Below are 23428 nucleotides of genomic sequence, written 5' to 3'. Positions count from 1 at the left end.
CTGCCCGCCTGTGTGGAATGGAGCGCGCCCCATGACGCGCCGTCTCCCCACCATCCACCGCATCACCGAGCACGAGGCCGGTCCGTACCGGCTGGAACGCCTCGAACTCGAATTCGCCAACGGCGAGCGCCGCAACTACGAGCGCCTGCACGGGCGCGGCCACGGCGCCGTGATCGTCGTGCCCATGCTCGATGCCGAGACGGTGCTGCTGGTGCGCGAGTACGCGGCCGGCATGCATCGCTACGAACTGGGCCTGGTCAAGGGCCGCATCGATGCCGGCGAAACCGCACTGCAGGCCGCCGACCGCGAACTGAAGGAAGAGGCCGGCTACGGCGCGCACTCGCTGACGCTGCTGCGCGACATCACCCTTGCCCCGACCTACATGAGCCACACCGCGCAGTTGGTCCTCGCGCGCGACCTGTATCCCGAGCGTCTGGCGGGGGACGAACCGGAGGAGCTCGAAGTGATTCCCTGGAAGCTGGACGCCTTGCACGAGCTGATCCTGCGCGAGGATTTTTCCGAAGGCCGCAGCATCGCCGCGCTGTTCATCGCCCGCGAATGGCTGAGGATGCAGGCATGATCGAGAAGGCATTGCGCGAAGACGTGATCGCGCTGGCGCAGGATGCGGCTGCCGCCATTCTGGGCATCTACGACAGCGAATTCGCCGTCGAGCACAAGGACGACGACTCGCCGCTGACCGCCGCCGATTTGGCCGCGCATCGCTGCATCGTCGAAGGGCTGGCGCGCATCACCCCGGATATTCCGGTGCTGTCGGAGGAATCCGCGCACGAAGTCGCCACCGCGCAGCGGCGCGCATGGACGCGGCTGTGGCTGGTCGATCCGCTCGACGGCACGCGCGAATTTGTGAAGCGCAACGGCGAGTTCACCGTCAACATCGCCCTGATCGAGGACGGGGTTGCGGTCTTCGGCGTCGTGCAGGCGCCGGTCACCGGCGTGCTCTGGCACGGCGGCGCGACATTGGGCGCCAGTGTGCGCGAGCACGGCCACGAGCGGCCGCTGCGCGTGCGGGCGCCCGCCACCGCACCGCTGCGCGTCGCGGCCAGCCGCTCGCATCGCGACGCACGCACGCAGGCCTTCATCGACCGCATGGGCGAGGTGGAGCCGGTGGGCCTGGGTTCCTCGCTCAAGTTCTGCCGCATCGCCGACGGCGGCCTCGACGTGTATCCGCGTTTCGGCCCCACCAGCGAATGGGACACTGCGGCTGGGCAATGCGTGCTCGAAGGCGCCGGTGGCGCGCTGTTCGATCCGCAGGGCCGGCCGTTCCGCTACAACCAGCGCGACCGAATCCTCAACGGCGATTTCATCGCGCTGGGCGATACGTCATTGCCGTGGCACGGGTGGCTGGGTTGATCGAGCGATGAATAAACTTCCGCAAGACCACCGCGATATCCACACCCTCGTCGAAATAATGCGCCGCCTGCGCGATCCGCAGACGGGCTGCCCCTGGGACGTCGAGCAGAATTTCGCCACCATCGCGCCGTACACGATCGAAGAGGCGTACGAGGTCGCCGATGCGATCGACCGCAACGACCTGCATGCGCTGAAGGACGAGCTCGGCGATCTGCTGCTGCAGGTCGTCTTCCATGCGCGCATGGCGGAAGAGCAGGGCGACTTCGCCTTCGGCGATGTGGTGGCGGCGATCAGCGACAAGATGATCCGCCGGCATCCGCATGTGTTCGCCGATGCCTCGGTGGAGAACTCCGAAGCGCAGACCGCCGCCTGGGAAGAACAGAAGCGGCGCGAGCGCGAATCCGCCGGCCACGAGGACAACTCGGCGCTAGCCGGCATCGCCCGTGGCCTGCCCGAATGGCAGCGCGCGGTGAAGCTGCAGAAGCGTGCCGCCACGGTGGGTTTCGACTGGCCCGACATCACGCCGGTCATCGCCAAACTGCATGAAGAGATCGAGGAGGTGCGCGCCGAGTTCAACGCCGTCGCGCACGACGCGGGCGACATGGCCGCGCGCGATCGCCTGGAGGACGAGATCGGCGACCTGCTGTTCGTCGCCGCCAACATCGCGCGGCACGCCAAGGTCGACGTGGGCGCGGCGATGCGCCGTGCCAATCTCAAGTTCGAGCGGCGTTTCCGCGCCATGGAAGCCCTGGCCGAAGCCGACGGCGTCGCGCTTGCCGCGCTGTCGCTGGAAGCGCAGGATCGCTACTGGAACCGGGCCAAGGCCGACGAGAAATAACCCCGCAGCCACGACGACGGATCAGCGATGCGCCAGCTCCGATGAGTACATTCTCCAGCTTCCGCGACTTCTATCCCTTCTACCTGGGCGAGCACGTCAACCTGACGTGCCGGCGTCTGCATTTCATCGGCAGTTGCGGCGTACTGCTGCTGCTGGCGCTCGCCATCTGGCAACGCAATGGCTGGTACGTGCTGGGTGCGCTGTTGTGTGGCTACGGATTCGCCTGGGTCGGGCATTTCTTCTTCGAGAAGAACCGGCCGGCGACGTTCAAGCATCCGTTCTATTCGTTCGCGGGCGACTGGGTGATGTTCAAGGACATCGTCACCGGCCGCATCAAGTTCTAATTTTCTGCGCCACGTCCCCTCACCCTGCATCGCTCCGCGATGCTGTCCCTCTCCCCGCAAGCGGGGCGAGGGTTAGTCTTGAAAGATCAACCAACCCGCCACCACGATCAGCGCGAACCCCGCCCAGTGGTTCCACTTCAACGGTTGCCCGAGGTACCAGGTGGAGAAAACCGCGAACACCAGCAGCGTGATCACCTCCTGCATGCCCTTGAGCTGCGGCGCCGAGTACATCGCGCTGCCGAGGCGGTTGGCCGGCACCATCAGGCAGTATTCGAACAGGGCGATACCCCAGCTGGCCGCGATGGCCAGCGCCATCGGTGCGGATTTGTAGCGCAGGTGCCCGTACCAGGCGAAGGTCATGAAGACGTTCGAGGCGATCAGCAGCAGGGCGGGATAGAGGCGTTCGAGCATGATGAATGGGCGATTTGAGTGGAGTTCGAAGCAAAAAACAGACTTTGACTGAACAAGTTTATGTTACTGGCCGCGTCTTCACGGCGCGTCTACCCCCGCGGAGGCATTTTCACAAACCTGAAGTCGATCTGGAGCCTCTGATCATGCAATCAACACGCGATGGCGGACTGGTCCTTATTGTCGAGGACAACCGCAACATCTCCGAAATGGTCGGCGAGTACCTGGAAGGGCGCGGGTTCGAAGTGGACTTCGCGGCCGACGGACTCGACGGTTACCGCCTTTCCACCGAAAACAGCTACGACGTGATCGTGCTCGACCTCATGTTGCCGCGCATGGACGGCATCGAGGTCTGCAAGAAGCTGCGTGAGGAGGCGCGCAAGTCCACGCCCGTGCTCATGCTCACGGCGCGCGATACGCTCGATGAGAAGCTCAACGGTTTGTCGGTCGGCGCCGACGATTACCTGACCAAGCCATTCGCGATCCAGGAGCTGGAAGCCCGCCTGCGAGCGCTGATCCGCCGCGAACGCCGCCAGGTCGGTGGCGAAGTGCTCAAGGTCGCCGACCTCGTGCTCGACCCCGCCAGCCTGCGCGTCACCCGCGGTGGCACCGAGTTGCAGCTGTCGCCGATCGGCCTGCGCCTGCTGACGATCCTGATGCGCGAATCGCCGCGCGTCGTCAGCCGACAGGAGATCGAACGCGAGATCTGGGGCAACGGGCTACCCGATTCCGATACCCTGCGCAGCCACCTCTATAACCTACGCAAGACCATCGACAAGCCGTTCGACAAACAACTGCTGCACACGGTGCAAAGCGCCGGTTATCGCGTGGCGGACATATCGCAGCCGCCCGACTGACCGCGTCATGCCGCAGGGGCTGCCACGGAAAGTAAAACTGGCCTTCATCGCACAGGCGCTCATGGCGAGCGTCGTGCTCAGCCTGTTCCTGTTGGCGGTGGGGCTGGCCGTGCGCCAGTCGGTCGTGGCCTGGGCGGCGCATCGGGAGAGCGCGCAGTTCTGGGCGCATCAGGGCCAGGCGGAGTCCGCGCTGCTCAGCGGCCGCACCATCAGGAGTTACTTCGTTCCGGCCGACGGCGGTTTCGAGGCGCTGCCTCCGGCGCTGCGCGACCTGCCCGAAGGGCTGAACCAGCTGGATTTCGGCCACTACGTCTACGTCGACGAGCGCCCCGTCGGGCGCTTCGTGGTATCGATCGACACCGAGCTGATCGATATCGCGATCCTGTGGACCATGCTGGGCGCGTTGTTGTTCGCGCTGATGACGTCCTATCTCATGGCCTGGCTCACATACCGGACAACCAAGCGGATGGTCGTTCCGGTCACCTGGCTCGCGGGCGTCGTCGCGCGCTGGGACCCGCGCGCGCCGGACACCAATGCGATCCGGCCCAACCGCACGCCCCAGGACGCCGGTAGCGAAGTGCGTCAGCTCATCAGTGCGCTCACCGACCTGGGCGACCGCGTCACCGACTTCGTGCAGCGCGAACGCGACTTCACCCGCGATGCCAGCCACGAGCTGCGCACGCCGCTCACCGTGATCCGCGTCGCCACCGATCTGATGCTGGCCGACCCGGATGCCAGCGAACGCCAGCTGCGCTCGCTGGCGCGCGTGCAGCGCGCGGGCCGGGACATGGAGGCGGTCATCGACGCCTTCCTCATCCTCGCGCGCGAGGCGGAGGTCGAGCCGCTGGCCGAAGACTTCGACGTGCGCGAAATCGTCAGCCACGAAGTCGCGCGCGTGCAGCCCCTGCTGTCGGGACGGCCGATCCAACTGGACGTGCTCGACCAGGGCGCGCCGCGGCTGTTCGCGCCGCCGCACGTGCTGGCGGTGATGGTGGGCAACCTGTTGGGCAATGCCGTGCGCTTCACCGACCAGGGCCGCATCGAACTGGTGCTGACGCCCGACAGCATCGTCGTGCGCGACAGCGGCATCGGCATGTCGCGCGAAACCCTGATCAAGGCCTTCGATCCGTTCTACCGGGCCGATCCGGGGCGCGAGGAAGGGCGGGGCATGGGCCTGTCGATCGTGCGCCGCCTGGGCGAGCGCTTCGGCTGGCCGGTGAGCCTGGAGAGCCAGCCGGGCAAGGGCACGGTCGCGACAATCCGCTTCGCACCCGCGATTTGATCGGGCGCGCCCTGGCGGCTTTGCCCAATCGGGCGAAAGCGCTTCGAACGCGACGGAACGAAGCGGTCCCGGATCTTGTCAACCGCGCATGCCTTCGCGCGTTATATCCGTCGACCTTCCATTGCCCGGTTCCATGAGCGCAGCCCGCAAGCCTTCCCCCGTCCGCAAGAATTCCCCCTGGCCGCGCCGCATTGCCATTGCCGCCGTTGCCATCGCCGTCGTCGTCGGCGGGCTGTACGTCTGGCGCCATCGCAGCAGTGAAGCCGCCGCTTCCGCCTATCGCACCGCGAAGGTCGAGCGCGGCGACATCCGCGTGACCATTTCGGCGACCGGCGCGCTCAACGCGACCTCGCAGGTCGACGTGGGCAGCCAGATCTCCGGACAGGTCACCGACGTGCTGGCCGACTACAACGATCGCGTCAGCAAGGGGCAGGTAATCGCCCGTATCGATCCCAGCACCTACGACGCGCAGATTGCCCAGGGCAATGCGCAGATCAACAGCGCACGCGCCGGCCTCGCGACCGCGCAGGCGACGCTGCGCAATGCCGAAGCCGACTACAACCGCAAGGCCGAGCTCGCGCAGCAGCAATTGATCGCCCGGGGCGATCTCGATCTCGCCCGCGCCGCGCGCGACCAGGCGCGTGCGCAGGTCGCGTCGGCGCAGGCACAGATCCGGCAGCAGACCGCTTCGACCCAGACCTCGCGCCTGAACCTGCAGCGCACAGTGATCCGCTCGCCGGTCGATGGCGTGGTGTTGTCGCGTTCCGTCGAGCCGGGCCAGACCGTCGCAGCGAGCCTGCAGGCGCCGGTGCTGTTCCAGATCGCCGAGGATCTGTCGCAGATGGAGATCCTGCTCGCGGTCGACGAGGCGGACATCGGCCAGGTCAAGCCGGGCCTCGATGTCGCCTTCACCGTCGACGCCTATCCGGAGCGCCGTTTCCGCGGCAAGGTGAAGCAGGTGCGGCTGGCGGCGACCAACACCAGCAACGTCATCACCTATCCCGTGGTGGTTGCGGTGGACAACAGCGATCAATCGCTGCTGCCGGGCATGACCGCGAATGCCGAAATCGAAGTCAGCCACCGTGAGGATGTGCTGCGGATCAGCAACGCGGCCCTGCGATACAAGCCCGACGACGCGGATGCGCAGGCCACCACTTCGCAGGCCGCCGGTGGCCGCGGCGGCTTCGCGCAGGAATTCGAACGCATCGCCGCTACGCTCAAACTCGATGCGAGCCAACAGGCCGCCTTCGACGAGGCCATGGCGGCGATCCGCCAGCGTGCCGCCGCGCGGCAGGCCGCGCCGGCGCAGCAGCAGGGCGCGAGCCTGTTCGGTCGTGGTCCTGGCGGGCCTGGTGGTCCCGGCGGCGGCAACCAGGGTGGCAACAGTGGCAACGCCGGGGCGATGCGGCAACGCATGGCCGAGCGCTTCAATCAGCAGTTCGCCGCGTTCAAGGCCACGCTCGACGAAGGCCAGAAGGCGCAGTGGGACAAGGAAATCGCCGCACTGCTGAGCTCGCGGCGCGCGCCCCTGTACAAGCTGGTCGACGGCAAGCCCAAGGCGGTGACCGTGCGCGTAGGCGCGTCGGACGGCAGCTACACCGAAGTGGCCGGGGACATCCGCGAGGGCGAGGAAGTGATCGTCGGCAGCGGACGTTCGACGAAATGAGCCGCGCAGCCGCAGACGTGGCCGCAGGCGCGGTGATCCAGACGCACGCGCTGGGCAAGGTGTATTCGCCGGGATCGGAAGCCGAGGTCGTCGCGCTGCGCGCGGTCGATCTGCGCATCGGCGCGGGCGAGTTCGTCGCGATCATGGGGCCGTCGGGTTCGGGCAAGTCGACGCTGATGAATCTGCTCGGGTGCCTGGACACGCCATCGAGCGGTACCTATCGCTGCGATGGCATCGACGTGGCGACGCTCGATGCGGAAGAGCGCGCCGCGTTGCGACTGGAGAAGATCGGTTTCGTCTTCCAGGGCTTCAACCTGCTGCCGCGCATGAACGCGCTGGAGAACGTGGCGATGCCGATGGGCTACGCTAACGTGCATCGCGAGGAACGCTTGCGCCGTGCACGCGAGGCGCTGGAAGCGGTGGGCCTGGGCGAACGCGCCAGCCATCGTCCCAGCGAATTGTCCGGCGGCCAGCAGCAGCGCGTCGCCATCGCGCGCGCATTGATCAACCGCCCACCGATCCTGCTGGCCGACGAGCCCACCGGCGCGCTCGACAGCCGCACCGGCGAGGAGATCCTGGCTCTGTTCAAGCGCTTGCAGCAGGAAGACCACACCGTCGTGCTGATCACGCACGATCCGGATGTAGCGAAGCATTGCGATCGCATCTTCGTAATGAGGGATGGCGAGCTGCATGAAGAACCCAGCCTCGCGACTGGAGCGGGCGCATGAACTTCCTCGAAGTACTGCGCACCGCCGTCTTCGCCCTGCGCGGCAATTGGCTGCGCAGCGCACTGACCTCGCTCGGCGTCATCATCGGCATCGCCGCGGTGATCGTGATGGTGTCGGTGGGGCAGGGCACGCAGCAGGAAATCGACAAGCTGGTGTCGGGGCTGGGCTCCAACCGCCTCGACATCGGCGGTGCCGGCGGTTTCGGCGGCGGTGGCGCGCGCATCGCCGCGGGCAGCCGCTACACGCTGAACGAAGGAGATGCGGACGCGATCCGCGAGCAGATTCCCGAGATCCAGTACGTGGCGGCGATGCTGCGCGGCGGCACCCAGATCGTGTACGCGGAGAACAACTGGTCGACGCAGTGGCAGGGCGTGCAGCCGGATTTCTTCGCCATCAACGGTTGGGAGGTCGCGCAGGGCAACAGCTTCGAGGCGCGCGACTACAGCGGCGGCAAATCGGTGCTGCTGGGCGAGAGCGTGCGGCGCGAGTTGTTCGCGGACGAAGACGCGGTCGGGCAGACCGTGCGTATCGGGCGAGTGCCGTTCACCGTGGTCGGCACGCTCAAGCCGAAGGGGCAGGGCGGTTTCGGCCAGGACCAGGACGACATCGTGCTGGTGCCGCTGGAAACGGCACGCCGCCGCCTGATGGGAGCTTCGAACGTGCCGCCGGGTGGCGTGCAGCAGATCGCGCTGGGCGTGACGCGCGCGGAAGACGTGGACTACGTGCAGGGCGAAGTGGAAGCGTTGCTGCGCCAGCGCCACAAGATCCAGCCGGGCGACGAGGACGACTTCAGCGTGCGCAACATCGCCGAGGTCGTGGCGACGCGTACGCAGACCACGCGGCTGATGTCGCTGTTGCTGGGCGCGGTGGCGACGATCTCTCTCGTCGTCGGCGGCATCGGCATCATGAACATCATGCTGGTCTCGGTCACCGAGCGTATCCGCGAGATCGGCCTGCGCATGGCGGTGGGCGCGGGGCCGTCGGACATCCGCCGGCAGTTCCTCGCCGAGGCGATGCTGATTTCGCTGATCGGTGGGGTCATCGGCATCGCGCTGGGAGTTGTCGGCGCGTTGCTGGTCGGTCGCTTCGGGTCGCTGCCGGTCGCGCTGAACGGACAGGTGGTCGCGCTGGCGGCGAGCTTCTCCATCGCCACTGGCCTGTTCTTCGGCTATTACCCCGCGCGCAAGGCGTCCCAGCTCGACCCGATTGAGGCGCTGCGGCAGCAGTAAGCTCTTGAGCCGACTATGCTTGACCGGTCATGACCAACCGAGGCCTGCCATGCGCCATCTCTCCGTCCTGTTGCTTGCATTCGCCGCGATGAGTGCGCACGCCGCCGACAAGCCCCGTACCGCGCTGGTCATCCACGGCGGCGCCGGCGTGATCGAGCGCAGCGCCTTGAGCAAGCAGGACGAACGCGAGATCCGCGCCTCGCTCGATCGCGCACTCGACGCCGGCAACGCCGTGTTGGCGAAAGGCGGCAGCGCGCTGGACGCGGTGGAAGCGGCGATCGTGGTGATGGAGGAATCGCCGCAGTTCAACGCCGGCAAGGGCGCGGTCTTCAATGCGGAAGGCAAGCACGAACTGGACGCGTCGATCATGGAAGGCCACACCCGCCGCGCGGGTGCGATCGCCGGCGTCACCACCGTGCGCAATCCGATCAAGCTGGCGCGCGCGGTGATGGAGCACAGCCCGCACGTGATGTTGGCGGGCCTGGGCGCGGAGAAGTTCGCCGACAGCCGTCCGGAAATCGAACGTGTGCAGAACAGCTGGTTCGACACCGACCGCCGCCGCAAGCAGCTCGAAGAAGCGCAGGCGAAGGAAAAGGCCGGTGCGAGTCTGTTCGAAAAGGGCAAGTACTTCGGCACGGTCGGGGCGGTCGCGTTGGACGCGCAGGGCCATATCGCCGCGGCGACCAGCACTGGCGGCATGACCAACAAGCGCTGGGGCCGCGTCGGCGACTCGCCGATCATCGGCGCCGGCACCTGGGCCGACGACCGCTGTGGCGTCTCGGGCACGGGCTGGGGCGAGTTCTACATCCGCAACGCAGTCGCGCACGACATCTGCGCGCGCGTGGCCTATCGCGGCGATACGCTGGCCGTGGCGGCGAATGAAGTGATCAACAAGATCGTGCCCACCAGCGGCGGCGACGGCGGTGCGATCGCGCTGGACCGCGACGGCAACATCGCGATGCCGTTCAATACCACCGGCATGTACCGCGCCTGGATCAAGCCGGATGGATCGCGCGGCACGGCGATCTTCGGCGACGAGCACTGAGTCGCACTTCTTCTCCCCGCTTGCGGGGAGAAGGAAATCACCGCGTGCTTTGTGCTACCGCCCTCAGGCGTTCGCGCTCTGCTGCTTCGACCACTCCTGCATCGCCTTCTTCATTTCTTCCGGACCGACGTCGCGCACGTGCGTGCCCAGCGACCACTTGTGGCCGAACGGATCGATCACGGTGCCCATGCGGTCGCCCCAGAATTCTTCCTTGACCGGGCGTTCCGGTTTCGCGCCGGCCTTGATCGCGCGGTCCCATGCCGCGTCGGCGTCGGGGCTGTAGATGACGAAGCTGGCGGTGGCGCCGCCGCGCTTGTTCGGGCCCAGCGCCTGCATGTCGGGCCATTCGTCGGACAGCATTAGCTGGGTGTCGCCGATGCGGATTTCGGCGTGGCCGATCTTGTCGCCCATCGGCAGGCGGCAGATTTCCTCGGCGCCGAAGGCGCGCTCGTAGAAATCGATCGCCTTGGCGGCGTCGTCGACGATGAGATAGGCGTTGACCGAACGGTAACCTTCGGGAATCGGACTGACGGACATCGCGGTGCTCCTCGGGGGAAGAGGCCGCAGGCTGCGCCCGTACTCGTTAGGCGGCAATGATCGTTCTTGTCCTTCCATTGGCAGCGGGAAATTGCACATTCCGGCGGCCCGGCGCCGGTCAGGGGCAGGCGGCTGGGGGCTTGTGGCAGAATCCAGGGCTGTTCGCGGCGTCCGCCGCCTCGCCCGGCCCCGTTATGCGGCCGACCAGATCGCTGAGCGTCATGCCCGTCCTAGTCTCTGCAAACGTTCCGGAGCGCCACCATGGCTGACGCCTTCGGCCATCTTCCGCGTCATCCCTCGCGCATCTTCAAGGCCGCCAAGTGGTCCATGCAGGGTCTGGCTGCGGCCTGGATGCATGAGTCATCGTTCCGGCTCGAGGTCTACCTGTTCGTGATCCTCGCGCCGGTCGGCTGGTGGGTGGGGCAGACGCCGGTGGAGCGCATCCTGCTGATCGGATCGATGCTGCTGGTGTTGAGCGCCGAACTGTTGAATTCGGCCGTGGAGGCCGTCATCGAACGCTACGGTCCCGAATTCCACGAGTTGGCCGGCCGCGCCAAGGACATGGGCTCGGCGGCGGTCTTCGTTCTGATGATTAACGTATTGCTGGTGTGGGGCGCGATCCTGCTGCCGCGCGTCCTGTAACCGGACCTCCGGCCATAACGGGCCCGGCTGCCTGCAGCCTGGCGCGCGATTTCCCTGTAATGCCTGACGGCGGACTGCGGTCCGCCCCAACGAGAATGTGCACGTGATCGAACTGCTGACCGACCCGCAAACCTGGATCACCCTGATCACCCTGAGCGCGATCGAGATCGTGCTGGGCATCGACAACCTGGTGTTCATCTCGATCGCGGTCAGCAAGCTGCCGCTGGTCAAGCGCGAGAAGGCGCGCAAGTTCGGCATCGCGGTCGCCTGCCTCACGCGTATCGGCCTGCTGCTGACGCTGGCCTGGCTGGCGGGCCTGACCACCGACCTGTTCCATGTGTTCGGCCAGGGCATCTCGATGCGCGACCTGGTGCTGATCCTGGGCGGCGTGTTCCTGCTGGTGAAGGGGACGGCCGAGGTCAAGGACCTGATCGTCGGCGAGGAAGAGTCCGAGGACGTGCACACCAGGCCGGCGGTGTCGTTCATGGGCGTGATCGCGCAGATCGCGGTCATCGACATCGTGTTCTCGCTGGACTCGGTCATCGCCGCGGTCGGCATGGCCAACAAGACGCCGGTGATGGTCGCGGCGATCCTGCTCGCGGTGGCGGTGATGCTGATGGCGGCGACCCCGCTGGGCCATTTCATCGAGCGCAACCCGACGATCAAGATGCTGGCGCTGGCCTTCATCGTCCTGGTCGGCGTGTACCTCATTGCCGAAGGCTTCGAGCTGCATATTCCCAAGGGCTACATCTACGGCGCCATGGGTTTCTCGGCGCTGGTGGAATGCCTCAACCTGTGGGCCAAGCGCAATGCGCTGCGGCGGGTCGAGGCGGATTGATCTTCGGTTACAGTGGCGTGGGTTCACATTGGCTTAATTCGCCAATGCTGCAATAGTCCCATTCACCTCACCGGGCGGGAACGACGATGCGCAAGCTCCTCATGACGCTGGTCCTGGTTTCGCTGGCCACGATGCTCAGCGGCTGCGGCTACAACACCATCCAGCAGAAAGACGAAGCGGTGAAGGCCGGCTGGTCGCAGGTCCTCAATGTCTACAAGCGCCGTGCCGACCTGGTGCCCAACCTGGTCGCCACCGTTCGCGGTTATGCCACCCACGAGCAGCAGGTCCTCACCCAGGTGACCGAGGCGCGCTCCAAGGTCGGCAGCATCAACGTCAATGCCGACGATCCGGCATCGCTGCAGCAGTTCCAGCAGGCCCAGGGCGAACTGCAGAGCGCGATCGGCCGCCTGCTGGTGGTCAGCGAGAACTATCCGCAGCTGAAGGCCGACCAGAACTTCCTGCAGCTGCAGGCGCAACTGGAAGGTACCGAGAACCGCATCGCGGTCGAACGCCAGCGTTACATCACGGCGGTGCAGGACTACAACACGTACATCCGCTCGTTCCCGCAGAACCTCACCGCGATGATGTTCGGCTACAAGACCAAGCCGAACTTCACCGTCGAGAACGAACAGCAGATCCAGGAAGCGCCGAAGGTCGATTTCGGCCAGCCCGCCGCGGCACCGCAACCGCCCGCGCAGCAGGCTCCTGCACCGCAGCAGCAACCGGCTCAGCAGCAGCCGGCGCCGGCAGGCGGCTGAGGCGCGAGCGGATCGCCCTGAAGGTGTCCATGCTGCGACGCCTGGCCGCATCGCTCGTCCTCCTGCTCGCCTGTGCCATCGCGCAGGCGCAGGAACTCGCGCCGATTCCGCCGCTCACTGGACCGGTCATCGACACCACGCTGACGCTGGACGCGGCGACCAAGCAGCAGCTCGAAGCGCAGGCACTCGCCCTGCAGCAGCGCAAGGGCAGCCAGCTGCAGGTGCTGGTCGTGCCGACCACGCAGCCGGAAGACATCGCGCAGTACGCGGTGCGCGCCTACGACCAGTACAAGCTTGGGCGCAAGGGCACCAGTGACGGCGTGCTGGTGGTGGTCGCCAAGAACGACCGCCGCGCGCGCATCGAAGTCGGGTACGGACTGGAAGGCGCGATTCCCGATGCGATCGCGATTCGCATCATCACCGAATATATGACGCCGAAGTTCCGCGCCGGCGACTTCAACGGCGGCCTGATCGATGCCACCGCCGCGGTCGTGAAGCTGATCGACGGTGAGGAGTTGCCCGCTCCGCTGGCCGAGCCGCAGCGCGAGCATCGGCGTGGCGGCGCGGGCGGTGGCTTCCTGTTCGCCCTGTTCGCGGCCTTCATCGTTGCGCAGGTCGCGCGTGCGTTTCTCAATCCCTTGCCCTCATTCCTGCGCGGGATCGTCGGTGGCGCCGCGGCCGGCGGCGTGGCGTGGCTGATCTCTTCGTTGTTCCTCGTCGGTGGGCTGGGTGGCCTGATCGGGTTCCTGGTCGGCCTGGCGGGACTCCCGCGCGGACGCTATGCGGACCATGGCGGCTGGGGTGGATTCGGCGGCGGTGGCGGCTGGGGCGGCGGCTTCGGCGGAGGAGGTGGCGGCTTCGGGGGTGGCGGAGGCGGCTGGTCCGGTGGCGGTGGCATGAGCGGGGGCGGCGGCGCCTCCGGCAGCTGGTAGGAGGCCGGGATGCGACTGCTCAGACATCTGTTCGCCATGCCCTCGCGCCGGTTGTTCGCAGGCGACGCGCTCAAGCGCATCGCGGCTGCGATCGCGGCCAGCGAAGCACGGCATACCGGCGAGATCCGCTTCGCCGTCGAGAGCGCCCTGCATCCGCGCGCCGTGCTGGCCGGAATGCAGGCGCGGGATCGTGCCGAGGAAGTCTTCGCCCAGTTGCGCGTCTGGGACACCCGCGCCAACAACGGCGTGCTGCTGTACCTGTTGCTGGCCGACCACCGCATCGAGATCGTGGCCGACCGCGGCTTCCGCGGCCTGGTCAGTCCGGAGCAGTGGCGCGGGGCCTGCCAGCTGATCGAGGAAAGGCTGGCCGCGGGCGAGCCCGAGGCGGGCGTGTTGCGCGGCGTGGAGGCGCTGTCGGCGCTGATCGAAGCGCACTTCCCACGGCAGGCGGGCTACGTCGACGAGAATGAACTGCCTGACGACCCGCATTTGTTGTAGGGCGGGCCGGTAGCGGAAAGATGGGAACGTTGGGATCCTCTCGCGCTGCGGCGCGTTTGAGCGTTTCTCCCCTGACCTAACTCGCGGCGCGATCCAACTCGCGGCTGCGGCACAATACGGCGTCCCCCGCGGAGCGCTTTTCCGGCATGACCGTACTGCATCAGATCGACCCGATCGCCCTCGACCTGGGCACCTGGAATCTGCCCGTGCTGGGCAGCGTGCATCCGCAGATCCACTGGTACGGAATCATGTACCTGCTCGCCTTCATCGCCGCATGGTGGCTGGGGCGTCTGCGCGTGCGCGCCGGTCGCCTTCCCGGCGTCGACGATCAGGCGTATGGCGATCTGATCTTCTACTGCGCGCTCGGCGTGGTGCTGGGCGGGCGCCTGGGTTACATCCTGTTCTACGACCTGCAGACTTATCTCGATCAGCCGCTGCAGGTGTTCAAGATCTGGCAGGGCGGCATGAGTTTCCACGGCGGCCTGCTCGGCGTGGTGTTCGCCGCGTGGTGGTGGTCGCGCCGGTACCGGCTGCATCTGTTCGACACCGTCGATTTCATCGCGCCGTTGGTACCGCCGGGGCTCGGCTTCGGCCGTCTGGGCAACTTCATCAACGGCGAGTTGTGGGGCAAGCCGACCGGTGCCGACTGGGGCATGGTGTTTCCGACCGATCCGGCCTTGCAGCACCTCTCGATGCAGCAGATCCGCGAGCAGTTCGCGACCGGTGCGCTGGATCAGTTCGCGCGCCATCCATCGCAGTTGTATCAGGCGGGATTGGAAGGGCTGGCCATGTTCGCGGTGCTGTGGTGGTACTCGCGCAAGCCGCGTCCGCGTTACGCGGTGTCGGGCCTGTTCGCGCTGCTTTATGGCCTGTTCCGCTTCGTAGTCGAATTCGTGCGCGTGCCCGATGCGCAGATCGGCTATATCGCCTTCGGCTGGCTGACCATGGGGCAGGTGCTGAGCCTGCCGTTGATCGCCCTGGGCCTGTTCTGGTTGTGGCTGTCGCGGCGTTCGCCGACCTTGCAGCCGGCGTACTAGTAGGAGCGCACGAATGAAGCAGTACCTGGATCTCCTTCGCCACGTGCTCGAACAGGGCGCGGAAAAATCCGACCGCACCGGCACCGGGACGCGCAGCGTGTTCGGCTGGCAGATGCGCTTCAATCTGGAAGACGGCTTTCCGCTGGTCACCACCAAGAAGCTGCATCTGCGCTCGATCGTGCACGAGCTGCTGTGGTTCCTGAAGGGCGAAACCAACGTCGCCTATCTGAAGGACAACAAGGTTTCGATCTGGGACGAATGGGCGGACGCCGATGGCGAACTCGGCCCGGTCTACGGCAAGCAGTGGCGTCGCTGGGCCGGCGCCGATGGCAGCGAGATCGACCAGATCCGCTGGGTCGTCGACGAGATCAAGCGCAATCCCGATTCGCGCCGGCTGATCGTGTCCGCCTGGAACGTCGCCGATCTGCCGAAGATGGCGCTGATGCCGTGCCACACGCTGTTCCAGTTTTACGTCGTCGACGGCAAGCTGAGCTGCCAGCTCTATCAGCGCAGCGGCGATATTTTCCTCGGCGTGCCGTTCAACACCGCCAGCTACGCGTTGCTCACCCACATGGTCGCGCAGGTCTGCGGCCTGGGCGTGGGCGACTTCGTGCATACGCTGGGCGATGCGCACCTGTACTCGAACCACTACGAACAGGCGCGCGAGCAGCTCTCGCGCGAGCCGCGCAAGTTGCCGCGGTTGAAGCTCAACGAAGCGGTGACCGATATCTTCGATTTCACCTACGACGACATCGCGATCGAAGACTACGACCCGGCGCCGGCCATCAAGGCGCCGGTGGCGGTTTGATTGCGCTGAGCCGGGACGAGACGTGACCGAGCTGCATCTGATCGCGGCGCTCGACCGCAAGCGCGCCATCGGCAAGGGCAATGCGCTGCCCTGGCATCTTCCCGACGATCTCAAGCGGTTCAAGGCGCTGACCCTGGGCAAGCCGGTACTGATGGGGCGCAAGACCGCCGAATCGCTCGGACGCGCGTTGCCGGGGCGGCGCAATCTGGTGCTTACGCGTGCCGGGCGCGTGCCGTTTGCGGGCATGGACGCGATCGCCTCGCTCGATGCTGCCGTGCAGCAGGCGCAAGCGGATGGCATCGACGAGCTCTGCGTCATCGGCGGCGCGGAAATCTATGCGCTGTGTCTACCGCTGGCCTCGCGCCTGTACCTCACCCATGTCGACACTGAAGTCGATGGCGCCGATGTGTATTTCCCGGCGTTCGATCCCGCGCAATGGCGCATCACCGCGCGCGAATCGCATCCGGTGGATGCGAAGCACGCGCTCGCGTTCGAATTCGTCGATTACGTGCGCGTCGACCCGCTGCGCTGATCATTCGGCGGCCGGTGATACGGCGGGCGCGGCTTGGGCGGATTGGCCGGCACGTCGCGACCCGGCACCTGCACTATGCGCAGTTCGTCGGTGTCCAGTTGCAGTGCGGTGAGCTTGCCGCCCCACACCGCGCCGGTGTCGATCGCGTGCACGCCGTGGCCGATGAAAAGCCCCAGCGTCGACCAGTGGCCGCAGACGATCTTCAGATCGCGCTCGACGCGGCCAGGCACTTCGTACCAGGGATAAAAACCCGGTGGTTGCGTGCCCGGTGCGCCTTTGTCCTCGAAGCCGATACGGCCACGCGGTGTGCAGTAACGCAGGCGGGTGAAGACGTTGATGATCGCGCGATGGCGGTCGACGCCGGCGAGCTTGGGATGCCACGCAGGCTTGTCGCCATACATGTTCTTGAGCAGCCGGCCCGGCTGGTCGCCCTGCAGGCGCTCTTCGACTTCGCGCGCGTGGCGCTCGGCCATGGTCGTAGTCCACTTCGGCGCCAGGCCGGCGTGCACCATCATCCAGCCCAACGAGCGGTCGACGTGCAGCAGCTTCTGCATGCGCAGCCAGCCGATCAGTTCGTTCCGGTCGGGCGCGAACAAGACACCCTGCAGGTCGTGATTGACCTTGCGCTGTTCCTCTTCGCGCCGCTCGCTGATGGCCAGCAGCGACAGATCGTGATTGCCCAGCACCACCACGCTGTTCGCGCGCAGCGAATGCACCAGGCGCAGGGTTTCGACCGACTGCCCGCCGCGGTTGACCAGATCGCCGCAGAACCACAGCGTGTCTTGCGCCGGATCGAACTTCAGCTTTTCCAGCAACCGCTGCGTCGGGTCGTAACAGCCCTGCAGGTCGCCGATCGCCCAAACCGTCATGCCAGGGCCGCCATCAGTGCAGAGTCCGGGGGATCGTCAGGGTGAACGCCGGGATAGGCGCTTCGAAACGCGTGCCGTCGTCAGCCAGCATCTGATAACCGCCGCGCATCGTGCCCAGATCGGTTTCGAGCACCGCGCCCGAGGTGTATTCGAAGTTCTCGCCGGGGCGCAGATAGGGCTGTTCGCCGACCACGCCTTCGCCCTCGACTTCCTCGGTCTTGCCGTTGGCGTCGGTGATGATCCAGTGGCGGGCGAGCAGGCGCGCGGGAACGCTGCCGGTGTTGCGGATACGGATGGTGTAGGCGAAGACGTAGCGATCCTGCTCGGGCTCGGACTGGTCGTCGAGATAGCGGGTGGCGACATCGATGTCGATGGCGTAAGGGCTTTCCATGGCCGCAGTGTAGTGCGCGTCTGTCTGCGGTAAAAGACGCCCTGGAGCAGCGAATCAACCAGCGTCGCTGCGCTCCTGGCCTGCCAACAAATTCGCCAAGCGCACGAACCCCGCGACTTCGACCTGCTCCGCACGCGCATCCGGCCGCAATCCCGCGGCCTCGATCGCCGCCGCATCGCACTGCTGCGACAACGCATTGCGCAGCGTCTTGCGGCGCTGGCCGAAGGCATCGCGCACCACCGCTTCGAAGCGGGCAGGATCGCGCACGTCGATGGTGGTTGGGTCGAGCGGCACCATCCGCACCACGGCCGAGTCGACTTTCGGCGGCGGCCGGAACGCACCCGGCGGCACCGTAAACAACGGGATCACCTGGCAATAGGCCTGCAGCATCACGCTCAGGCGTCCGTAGACCTTGCTGCCGGGCTGCGCGGCCATGCGGTCGACGACTTCCTTCTGCAGCATGAAGTGCATGTCGCGGATCGCCGCCGCGTGTTCGAGCGCGTGGAAGAGGATCGGCGAGGACAGGTTGTAGGGCAGGTTGCCGACCAGGCGCAGGCGTGCGTTGTCGCCGCCGTTGTGTGCCAGCGCGGTGAAGTCCACCGTCAGCACGTCGCGGTGGATGATCTCGAGGGTGCCGTGCGCGCGCGCCGCTTCGGTGAGCGGGAAGATCAGGTCGCGGTCGAACTCGATGACGGTGAGTTCGCCGTGCCGGTCGAGCAGGGGGAAGGTGATCGCGCCCTGGCCTGGGCCGATCTCCACCAGGCGATCGCCTGGCTGCGGGTTCACCGCCTGCACGATCTTGGCGATGATCCCGCGCTCGTGCAGGAAGTGTTGGCCGAGGTGTTTCTTGGCCGGTTCGGTGAAGGCGCTGGGGCGGGTCATGGAGGGATTATCGCCGCTCGCGTGCACGACGCATCGCCATGCTGGCGCACGTCTCCGCCGCGGCGATCAGGCTGGAGGGATCGGCGAGGCCGCGCCCGGCCAGATCGAGCGCGGTGCCGTGATCGACGGCGACGCGCGGGTAGGGCAGGCCCAGGGTCAGATTCACCGCTTGCTCGAAACCGCTGAACTTCAGCACCGGCAGTCCCTGGTCGTGATACATCGCCACCACCGCGTCGAATCCGCGCAGCTTGCCGGGAAGAAACGCGGTGTCCGCCGGCAGGGGCCCGACCAGCTGCATGCCTTCGTCGCGCAAGGCCGCGAGCACCGGTTCGATGATCTCGATTTCCTCGCCGCCCAGATGCCCGCCTTCGCCGGCGTGCGGATTGAGGCCGAGCACGGCGATGACCGGATCGGCGAGGCCGAAGTCCGCATGCAGGGCCGCATGAGTGATGCGCAGCGTGCGTTCCAGCACGGCCGGCGTGATCGCATCGGCGACCGCGCGCAGTGGCAGATGGGTGGTGACCAGCGCGACCCGGACGATGTCGTTGGCGAGCATCATCACCACATCGCGTCCGGCCTGCTGCGCGAGCAATTCGGTCGTGCCGGTGTAGGCGATGCCGCCTTCGTTGATCGTGGCCTTGTGCACCGGTCCGGTCACCAGGCCATCGAAGTCGCCGCGCAGACAGCCGGCGGCGGCCTGCTGCAAGGCACCGATCACGGCGTTCGCATTGCGCGGGTCGGGCGTTCCGAAGGCGGGCATGACCGCGTTCGCTACTTCCACCACGACCAGTTCGCCGGGGCGCGTCGATTCACGGCCGGCTGCGTGTAGTACGAGGGGCAAGGACAGCGCTTCAGCCGCGGCGCGAAGGCTGCGCGGATCGGCGAAGACGGTCAGTTGGTAGTCGCGCGGCTGCTGGGCGAGCCGCACGCACAATTCCGGCCCGACGCCGGCCGGTTCGCCCGGGACCAGCGCGAGCCGGACGGGATTCATGCGCTCAGCCGTTGGGCTTCGAGGCGGGCTTGGTCTTTCCCGCCGCCGGTGCGGCCTGCTCTGCCGGCAGGCCGTTGCGCATGTCGAGGACGTAGGCTTCGCCGCGCATTTCCTGCAGGTAGCGGTTCCATTCCTCTTCCAGCTTGCGGCGGCCGATGGTGTCGCTGATGCGGGCGCGGCGATTCTTTTCGCCGGCGTCGGTCTGGCGGGTGCCGATGCGCTGCACGATGTGCCAGCCCGCGTCGGTGCGGAACGGAGCCGAAATCTGGCCATCGCTCAGCGCCGCGACCTGGCCGCCGAAATCGGTGCCGTACTGCTCGGGAACGAACCAGCCCAGATCGCCGCCCTTGGCCTGCGAATTCAGGTCCTGCGACTCCTGCTTCGCGACCTCGGCGAAGTCGGCGCCGCCCTTGAGGCGCGCCGCGATCGTGTCGATCCTGGCCTTGGCGGTCGCATCGGTGGTCGTGTCGCCGATCCGGATCAGGATGTGGCGCGCGTGCACCTCGTTGACCATGTTGGTGCCGGTCGACTGGGCCTCATCGCGCACTTCCACCAGCTTGAGCAGCTGGAAGCCGCTGGAGCCGCGCAAGGGAGCGCTGACGTCGCCCGGCTTCATGCTCTTCACCAGGGTCGCGAACGCGGCGGGGATTTCATCCGCCGAACGCCAGCCCAGATCGCCGCCTTCCAGCGCGTTCGGGCTGTCGGAGTAGCGCACCGCAGCGGCCGAGAAATCCATCTCGCCGGTGTCGATCAGGTTCTGCACGCCTTCGATCTTCTTGCGCGCAGTGGCGATCTGCTCGGCAGTCGCGCCCTCGGGCAGGGAGACGAGAATGTGCGCGAGGTGGAATTGCGTGCCGGCATTCTTCTGCGAGGTCATCGCAGCTTCGATCTCGGCCTCGCTGACGGAAACGCGGCTCTGCGCGAAACGCTGGCGCAGGCGCTGCACCGTGAGTTCGTCGCGGATCGACTCGCGGAAGTCTTCGAAGCTGCCGCCATCGGCCACGGCCTGCTGGCGCAGTTGATCCATGCTCAAGCGGTTCTGCTGGGCGATGCCGGAAATGGCCGAATCGACTTCCTGGTCGGTGACGCGCACGCCGGTCTGTTCGGCGCGGGCGAGTTGCAGCTTCATCAGCACGAGGCGCTCGAGCACCTGACGTTCCAGCACCTCGCGCGGCGGCAACTGGTTCTCGCGGCCGGCGTACTGATGGGTGACGTTGGCGACGGCGCGGTCGAGTTCGCTGCGCAGGATCACGTCTTCATCGACGACGGCGGCGATACGGTCTACCGGTTGCAGATTGGAAGCGGGCAGGCCGGCAGCCTGTTGGGCGAAAGCGGTGGCGCCGGACAGCGCGGCTGCCGCGAGGAGGCACGCAAAGAGTTTCTTCATGGAATCGGGTCAGGAACCAGGTCGCGATCGGTGGAGCGATTCACCGACGAGGGCGGGACGAGATAGAGGTCGTCGCGGTCGTAGCCGAGAATAGCACGGCGCAGGATACGCCTCGTGTCCTGTCCGGCGGAGCCCAGGCCCTTCAGTTCGAACTCCACCTGCAAGCTATTGTTCAGCTCACCGGTACGGTTGCGCAGGTAGCGCCGCGCCAGCACGCGCACCGCCAGACAGCAGCTTTCCCATTGCACGCCGGCCAGCTGCTCCAGCGGCTTGTGGTCGAGCAGCGAGTAGTAGTAGCGGCCGACCGCGCTCCAGTTCGGATTGATCGGATAGAGGAAGGAGAAGTCGGCCTGCTTGAACAGATCGTCGCGGGTGATCGCGTTGCGGCGATAGCGGTAGCCGATGTTGACGATGCCTTCGTCGCCGATCAGGTAACGCGCGCGCAGGCTGGCCAGGTTGGTGCCGTGGAACTTGGGATCCCACTGGTAGGCGGCGGAAATGTTCCAGCGATCGCTGGGCGCGACCGTGGTTTCAGCGACCCACGCGGACTTGCCCTGCTGCACCGGCGGCTCGCCCGGCAGGACCACGCGGGAATCGTCGAAGTATTTGATCTGGCCGAGGCTCACCGACAGGCGTTCGCGACCGTCGTCCTCGCCGATGAGGCGGGTAGTGACGGCGGCGGTGAGCTGGTTGGCATCCGACTGGCGATCGGCACCGCCGAAGCGGTTGTCGCGGAACAACTGTCCCCAGCTGAAAGTCAGCGGCGAGGTATCGAAGATCGGCAGGCCGTCCTGATTCTCGTACGGCACGCGCAGGTAATAGAGGCGCGGTTCCAGCGTGTGCAGATAGCGGTCGCCGCGAATGGTGGTTTCGCGATCGAAGAACAGGCCCATGTCGACGCTGCTGATGGGCGTGCTGCGGCTCGGGTGGTCGTCGCTGAACTGCGCGGCGGTACCGCCGAACCAGTCCGCCCGTTCCTGCGCCGTGCCGCCCAGGTCGTAACCGGTATAGCGCCAGGCGAGCTTGGGATGCAGGAACCAGCTGTTGCCTTCCAGCGGCAGGGTCACGTAGGGCTTGAAGTCGAAGCGACTGCCGCCGGGCGCGGTTAGGTCGGGGCCGGTCTGTTGCAGGTCCTCGTGCTCGAAATGCACCAGTTCGGTATCGAGGCCGGCCTGGAACCAGTCGCCGAACGGCTGCGCCCAATGGAAATACGCGCGCGGCAGGCGATCGAACGGCAGGCTGCGCTCGGTGAGCGTGTAGTCGGCCAGCTGGTGGTGTTCGGCCACGAAGCCGGCGTCCCACCAGCGGCCGCGGCCGTACAGGCCCGCGCGGCTGGTGACGAAAGACGAGGATTGGCCGTAGAGGCTGTTGCTGAAGTCTTCGAAGTAATGGGTGTCGCTGACCCAGCCCAGGTCCGCGCTCGCGAACCAGGTGCCGTTGAGGCGATGGATGGTGTCGAGGCGGAAGCTGCCGCGATTGTTTCCCGGCGGTCCGTTGCGGTCGTTGGCGTAGCGCTCGGGCTCGTCGTCCGGGAGCTGGTCGTTCGGCATGTAGTTGCCGGACACGATGCCGCTGCCCTGCGGGTACAGCCAGCGGAATTCGCCACCGAGCGAGATGCCGCGCTTGGCCATCAGGCGCGGGATCAGCGTCGCGTCGTAGTTCGGCGCCAGGTTGAGGTAGATCGGCTGGCGGTAGTCGAAGCCATTGCGACCCGACAGCGATACCGACGGATAGAGCAGGCCGGTACGGCGGCGTTCGTCGACGGGGAACATCACCCACGGCACGTGCAGCACCGGCACCCTGCCGATGCGCAGGGTCGCGTTGTGGGCGACGCCGATGCCTTCTTCGGTGTCGATGTCGATGCGGCGCGCGCGCAGTTCCCACACGCGCTGGCCGGGATCGCAGGTCGAATAGGTCGAGCCCAGCAGCGCACCTTGCGCGCCGTGCATCTCGATGGCCTTGGCGCCACCGTTGCCGCGACGGCGGGTCAACTGATACTGGAGGTCTTCGATCCGGTGCGTGTCCTTGTCCTGGTTGCCCGAGGCGCGTTCCGCGAGCACGCGCATGCCCGAGTCCTGGTAGCGCACGCTGCCCTCGGCGACGTAGTCGCCGGTTTCGCGGTTGAAGGTGAGCTTGTCGGTGCGCAGGGACTGATCGCCGCGGCTCAGCGACACGTTGCCTTGCACCAGCGTGCTGGCGTTCTCCAGATCCTGGAGCTCGTCGCCCTCGATGTCGGTGGGCTGCTGGGTGCGCTCTTCCGGAGTAGTGCTGGCGGCGGCGCTGGCGGGCGGCGTGGGTGTGTCGAAGCCGGGCAGCGCATCGACTACGGGGCACAGGCCCCAGTTCTCGTCATCGTCGTCGCGGGCGTAGGCGGGCAGCGCCAGCGCGATGCAGAGCGACAACGGGAGCAGGCGAAGGCTGGGGCGCACGCGGGCATCCGGTTCCATACAAACGGCCGCTAGCTTGCCGCATCCCCCGCATACGGGCAATGCAGACGCGGCGGCGGTCCCGCGGCACGTATGAGCTGGGAGCCGATAAATCCGCCGTGCGGATGCAAA

General features: G+C 66.7%; 26 protein-coding genes. 18 read left to right on the top strand and 8 right to left on the bottom strand.

Going from position 1 to position 23428, the window contains the following annotated elements; translation table 11 throughout:
• Positions 1–31 precede the first annotated feature (31 nt).
• The 4 genes from nudE to ACYVJ8_RS16460 are packed head-to-tail and all read left to right on the top strand — an operon-like array spanning position 32 to position 2553.
• Complete coding sequence (nudE, locus tag ACYVJ8_RS16475; RefSeq protein WP_460714393.1) at positions 32–580, top strand: ADP compounds hydrolase NudE; 549 nt, start codon at positions 32–34, stop codon at positions 578–580.
• Positions 577–1371 (top strand): 3'(2'),5'-bisphosphate nucleotidase CysQ, encoded by a 795-nt coding sequence (gene cysQ, locus ACYVJ8_RS16470; protein ID WP_460714391.1) that lies wholly within the window; start codon positions 577–579, stop codon positions 1369–1371. Before nudE ends, cysQ begins: the two co-directional genes overlap by 4 nt.
• 7 nt (positions 1372–1378) lie before the next feature.
• Positions 1379–2209 (top strand): nucleoside triphosphate pyrophosphohydrolase, encoded by an 831-nt coding sequence (gene mazG / locus ACYVJ8_RS16465; protein WP_460714389.1) that lies wholly within the window; start codon positions 1379–1381, stop codon positions 2207–2209.
• A gap of 41 nt (positions 2210–2250) precedes the next feature.
• Entirely contained in the window at positions 2251–2553 is a 303-nt protein-coding gene (locus ACYVJ8_RS16460) for an Mpo1-like protein (RefSeq protein WP_460714387.1), read from the top strand.
• Between the two features lie 72 nt (positions 2554–2625).
• On the opposite strand, the gene ACYVJ8_RS16455 is transcribed toward ACYVJ8_RS16460, so the two are convergent.
• The gene (locus ACYVJ8_RS16455) at positions 2626–2964 is read right to left on the bottom strand and encodes a DMT family protein (RefSeq protein ID WP_460714385.1); all 339 of its coding nucleotides are present in this window, start codon (positions 2962–2964) and stop codon (positions 2626–2628) included.
• Positions 2965–3107: 143 nt separating this feature from the next.
• On the opposite strand from ACYVJ8_RS16455, the gene ACYVJ8_RS16450 reads away from it, so the two are divergent.
• From ACYVJ8_RS16450 to ACYVJ8_RS16425, 6 genes are all read left to right on the top strand, one after another.
• Positions 3108–3818 (top strand): response regulator transcription factor, encoded by a 711-nt coding sequence (locus ACYVJ8_RS16450; protein WP_056134602.1) that lies wholly within the window; start codon positions 3108–3110, stop codon positions 3816–3818.
• Between the two features lie 7 nt (positions 3819–3825).
• Positions 3826–5100, top strand: a complete 1275-nt coding sequence (locus tag ACYVJ8_RS16445; RefSeq protein WP_460714383.1) for a sensor histidine kinase — start codon at positions 3826–3828, stop codon at positions 5098–5100.
• Between the two features lie 133 nt (positions 5101–5233).
• Positions 5234–6766 carry an efflux RND transporter periplasmic adaptor subunit gene (locus ACYVJ8_RS16440; RefSeq protein ID WP_460714381.1) on the top strand — a complete coding sequence of 511 codons (1533 nt, stop codon included), beginning with the start codon at positions 5234–5236 and terminating at the stop codon, positions 6764–6766.
• Positions 6763–7494: an ABC transporter ATP-binding protein gene (locus ACYVJ8_RS16435; RefSeq protein WP_460714379.1), complete on the top strand. Its 732-nt coding sequence runs from the start codon at positions 6763–6765 to the stop codon at positions 7492–7494. Before ACYVJ8_RS16440 ends, ACYVJ8_RS16435 begins: the two co-directional genes overlap by 4 nt.
• Positions 7491–8723: an ABC transporter permease gene (locus tag ACYVJ8_RS16430; RefSeq protein ID WP_460714377.1), complete on the top strand. Its 1233-nt coding sequence runs from the start codon at positions 7491–7493 to the stop codon at positions 8721–8723. The genes ACYVJ8_RS16435 and ACYVJ8_RS16430 overlap by 4 nt, the downstream gene beginning before the upstream one ends.
• Positions 8724–8772: 49 nt before the next feature.
• On the top strand, positions 8773–9768 hold the full coding sequence (locus ACYVJ8_RS16425) for an isoaspartyl peptidase/L-asparaginase family protein (RefSeq protein WP_460714375.1): 996 nt from the start codon (positions 8773–8775) through the stop codon (positions 9766–9768).
• A 63-nt stretch (positions 9769–9831) separates the two neighbouring features.
• Here ACYVJ8_RS16425 and ACYVJ8_RS16420 read toward each other — a convergent pair whose 3' ends face one another.
• The gene (locus ACYVJ8_RS16420) at positions 9832–10305 is read right to left on the bottom strand and encodes a VOC family protein (protein ID WP_460714373.1); all 474 of its coding nucleotides are present in this window, start codon (positions 10303–10305) and stop codon (positions 9832–9834) included.
• Between the two features lie 261 nt (positions 10306–10566).
• Here ACYVJ8_RS16420 and ACYVJ8_RS16415 point away from each other — a divergent pair, with 261 nt between their 5' ends.
• The 8 genes from ACYVJ8_RS16415 (at position 10567) to ACYVJ8_RS16380 (ending at position 16350) form a co-directional block, all read left to right on the top strand.
• On the top strand, positions 10567–10947 hold the full coding sequence (locus ACYVJ8_RS16415; RefSeq protein ID WP_460714371.1) for a diacylglycerol kinase: 381 nt from the start codon (positions 10567–10569) through the stop codon (positions 10945–10947).
• Positions 10948–11050: 103 nt separating this feature from the next.
• Positions 11051–11785, top strand: a complete 735-nt coding sequence (locus tag ACYVJ8_RS16410; protein ID WP_460714369.1) for a TerC family protein — start codon at positions 11051–11053, stop codon at positions 11783–11785.
• Between the two features lie 86 nt (positions 11786–11871).
• Complete coding sequence (locus tag ACYVJ8_RS16405) at positions 11872–12543, top strand: LemA family protein (protein ID WP_460714367.1); 672 nt, start codon at positions 11872–11874, stop codon at positions 12541–12543.
• A 29-nt stretch (positions 12544–12572) separates the two neighbouring features.
• Complete coding sequence (locus tag ACYVJ8_RS16400) at positions 12573–13475, top strand: TPM domain-containing protein (protein WP_460714365.1); 903 nt, start codon at positions 12573–12575, stop codon at positions 13473–13475.
• A 9-nt stretch (positions 13476–13484) separates the two neighbouring features.
• Positions 13485–13973: a TPM domain-containing protein gene (locus tag ACYVJ8_RS16395; RefSeq protein WP_460714363.1), complete on the top strand. Its 489-nt coding sequence runs from the start codon at positions 13485–13487 to the stop codon at positions 13971–13973.
• Between the two features lie 146 nt (positions 13974–14119).
• Entirely contained in the window at positions 14120–15010 is an 891-nt protein-coding gene (gene lgt / locus ACYVJ8_RS16390) for a prolipoprotein diacylglyceryl transferase (protein WP_460714361.1), read from the top strand.
• Positions 15011–15023: 13 nt separating this feature from the next.
• Positions 15024–15818: a thymidylate synthase gene (locus ACYVJ8_RS16385; RefSeq protein ID WP_460714359.1), complete on the top strand. Its 795-nt coding sequence runs from the start codon at positions 15024–15026 to the stop codon at positions 15816–15818.
• Between the two features lie 31 nt (positions 15819–15849).
• Positions 15850–16350 (top strand): dihydrofolate reductase, encoded by a 501-nt coding sequence (locus ACYVJ8_RS16380; protein ID WP_460714435.1) that lies wholly within the window; start codon positions 15850–15852, stop codon positions 16348–16350.
• Here the strand turns inward: ACYVJ8_RS16380 and ACYVJ8_RS16375 are convergent.
• From ACYVJ8_RS16375 to lptD, 6 genes are read right to left on the bottom strand one after another with little or no spacing between them, the layout of a single operon-like run.
• A complete protein-coding gene (locus ACYVJ8_RS16375; protein ID WP_460714357.1) occupies positions 16323–17219 on the bottom strand; it encodes a symmetrical bis(5'-nucleosyl)-tetraphosphatase in 897 nt (298 codons plus the stop codon). The genes ACYVJ8_RS16380 and ACYVJ8_RS16375 overlap by 28 nt on opposite strands.
• Before the next feature lie 13 nt (positions 17220–17232).
• Positions 17233–17610: a Co2+/Mg2+ efflux protein ApaG gene (gene apaG / locus ACYVJ8_RS16370; RefSeq protein ID WP_460714355.1), complete on the bottom strand. Its 378-nt coding sequence runs from the start codon at positions 17608–17610 to the stop codon at positions 17233–17235.
• Positions 17611–17664: 54 nt separating this feature from the next.
• Positions 17665–18492: a 16S rRNA (adenine(1518)-N(6)/adenine(1519)-N(6))-dimethyltransferase RsmA gene (gene rsmA, locus ACYVJ8_RS16365; protein ID WP_460714353.1), complete on the bottom strand. Its 828-nt coding sequence runs from the start codon at positions 18490–18492 to the stop codon at positions 17665–17667.
• A 7-nt stretch (positions 18493–18499) separates the two neighbouring features.
• Complete coding sequence (pdxA, locus tag ACYVJ8_RS16360; RefSeq protein ID WP_460714351.1) at positions 18500–19483, bottom strand: 4-hydroxythreonine-4-phosphate dehydrogenase PdxA; 984 nt, start codon at positions 19481–19483, stop codon at positions 18500–18502.
• A gap of 4 nt (positions 19484–19487) precedes the next feature.
• A complete protein-coding gene (locus ACYVJ8_RS16355) occupies positions 19488–20870 on the bottom strand; it encodes a peptidylprolyl isomerase (protein WP_460714349.1) in 1383 nt (460 codons plus the stop codon).
• On the bottom strand, positions 20867–23299 hold the full coding sequence (gene lptD / locus ACYVJ8_RS16350) for an LPS-assembly protein LptD (RefSeq protein ID WP_460714347.1): 2433 nt from the start codon (positions 23297–23299) through the stop codon (positions 20867–20869). Before lptD ends, ACYVJ8_RS16355 begins: the two co-directional genes overlap by 4 nt.
• Between the last annotated feature and the right edge of the window lie 129 nt (positions 23300–23428).

It is taken from the genome of Lysobacter terrae, assembly GCF_054782215.1.
Note: the sequence above shows the minus strand (reverse complement) of the source record. Positions and strands in the feature narration are given on the sequence as shown.

What these genes read in the sequence shown, in the direction of transcription:
- ACYVJ8_RS16435 (WP_460714379.1), top strand. Translation starts at nt 6,763, where the DNA reads ATGAGCCGCGCAGCCGCAGACGTGGCCGCAGGCGCGGTGATCCAGACG.
- mazG (WP_460714389.1), top strand. Translation starts at nt 1,379, where the DNA reads ATGAATAAACTTCCGCAAGACCACCGCGATATCCACACCCTCGTCGAA.
- ACYVJ8_RS16420 (WP_460714373.1), bottom strand. Translation starts at nt 10,305, where the DNA reads ATGTCCGTCAGTCCGATTCCCGAAGGTTACCGTTCGGTCAACGCCTAT.
- ACYVJ8_RS16445 (WP_460714383.1), top strand. Translation starts at nt 3,826, where the DNA reads ATGCCGCAGGGGCTGCCACGGAAAGTAAAACTGGCCTTCATCGCACAG.
- ACYVJ8_RS16415 (WP_460714371.1), top strand. Translation starts at nt 10,567, where the DNA reads ATGGCTGACGCCTTCGGCCATCTTCCGCGTCATCCCTCGCGCATCTTC.
- ACYVJ8_RS16355 (WP_460714349.1), bottom strand. Translation starts at nt 20,870, where the DNA reads ATGAAGAAACTCTTTGCGTGCCTCCTCGCGGCAGCCGCGCTGTCCGGC.
- ACYVJ8_RS16375 (WP_460714357.1), bottom strand. Translation starts at nt 17,219, where the DNA reads ATGACGGTTTGGGCGATCGGCGACCTGCAGGGCTGTTACGACCCGACG.
- cysQ (WP_460714391.1), top strand. Translation starts at nt 577, where the DNA reads ATGATCGAGAAGGCATTGCGCGAAGACGTGATCGCGCTGGCGCAGGAT.
- ACYVJ8_RS16425 (WP_460714375.1), top strand. Translation starts at nt 8,773, where the DNA reads ATGCGCCATCTCTCCGTCCTGTTGCTTGCATTCGCCGCGATGAGTGCG.
- lgt (WP_460714361.1), top strand. Translation starts at nt 14,120, where the DNA reads ATGACCGTACTGCATCAGATCGACCCGATCGCCCTCGACCTGGGCACC.
- ACYVJ8_RS16385 (WP_460714359.1), top strand. Translation starts at nt 15,024, where the DNA reads ATGAAGCAGTACCTGGATCTCCTTCGCCACGTGCTCGAACAGGGCGCG.
- apaG (WP_460714355.1), bottom strand. Translation starts at nt 17,610, where the DNA reads ATGGAAAGCCCTTACGCCATCGACATCGATGTCGCCACCCGCTATCTC.
- ACYVJ8_RS16395 (WP_460714363.1), top strand. Translation starts at nt 13,485, where the DNA reads ATGCGACTGCTCAGACATCTGTTCGCCATGCCCTCGCGCCGGTTGTTC.
- pdxA (WP_460714351.1), bottom strand. Translation starts at nt 19,483, where the DNA reads ATGAATCCCGTCCGGCTCGCGCTGGTCCCGGGCGAACCGGCCGGCGTC.
- ACYVJ8_RS16440 (WP_460714381.1), top strand. Translation starts at nt 5,234, where the DNA reads ATGAGCGCAGCCCGCAAGCCTTCCCCCGTCCGCAAGAATTCCCCCTGG.
- ACYVJ8_RS16430 (WP_460714377.1), top strand. Translation starts at nt 7,491, where the DNA reads ATGAACTTCCTCGAAGTACTGCGCACCGCCGTCTTCGCCCTGCGCGGC.
- rsmA (WP_460714353.1), bottom strand. Translation starts at nt 18,492, where the DNA reads ATGACCCGCCCCAGCGCCTTCACCGAACCGGCCAAGAAACACCTCGGC.
- ACYVJ8_RS16400 (WP_460714365.1), top strand. Translation starts at nt 12,573, where the DNA reads ATGCTGCGACGCCTGGCCGCATCGCTCGTCCTCCTGCTCGCCTGTGCC.
- nudE (WP_460714393.1), top strand. Translation starts at nt 32, where the DNA reads ATGACGCGCCGTCTCCCCACCATCCACCGCATCACCGAGCACGAGGCC.
- ACYVJ8_RS16455 (WP_460714385.1), bottom strand. Translation starts at nt 2,964, where the DNA reads ATGCTCGAACGCCTCTATCCCGCCCTGCTGCTGATCGCCTCGAACGTC.
- ACYVJ8_RS16450 (WP_056134602.1), top strand. Translation starts at nt 3,108, where the DNA reads ATGCAATCAACACGCGATGGCGGACTGGTCCTTATTGTCGAGGACAAC.
- ACYVJ8_RS16460 (WP_460714387.1), top strand. Translation starts at nt 2,251, where the DNA reads ATGAGTACATTCTCCAGCTTCCGCGACTTCTATCCCTTCTACCTGGGC.
- ACYVJ8_RS16405 (WP_460714367.1), top strand. Translation starts at nt 11,872, where the DNA reads ATGCGCAAGCTCCTCATGACGCTGGTCCTGGTTTCGCTGGCCACGATG.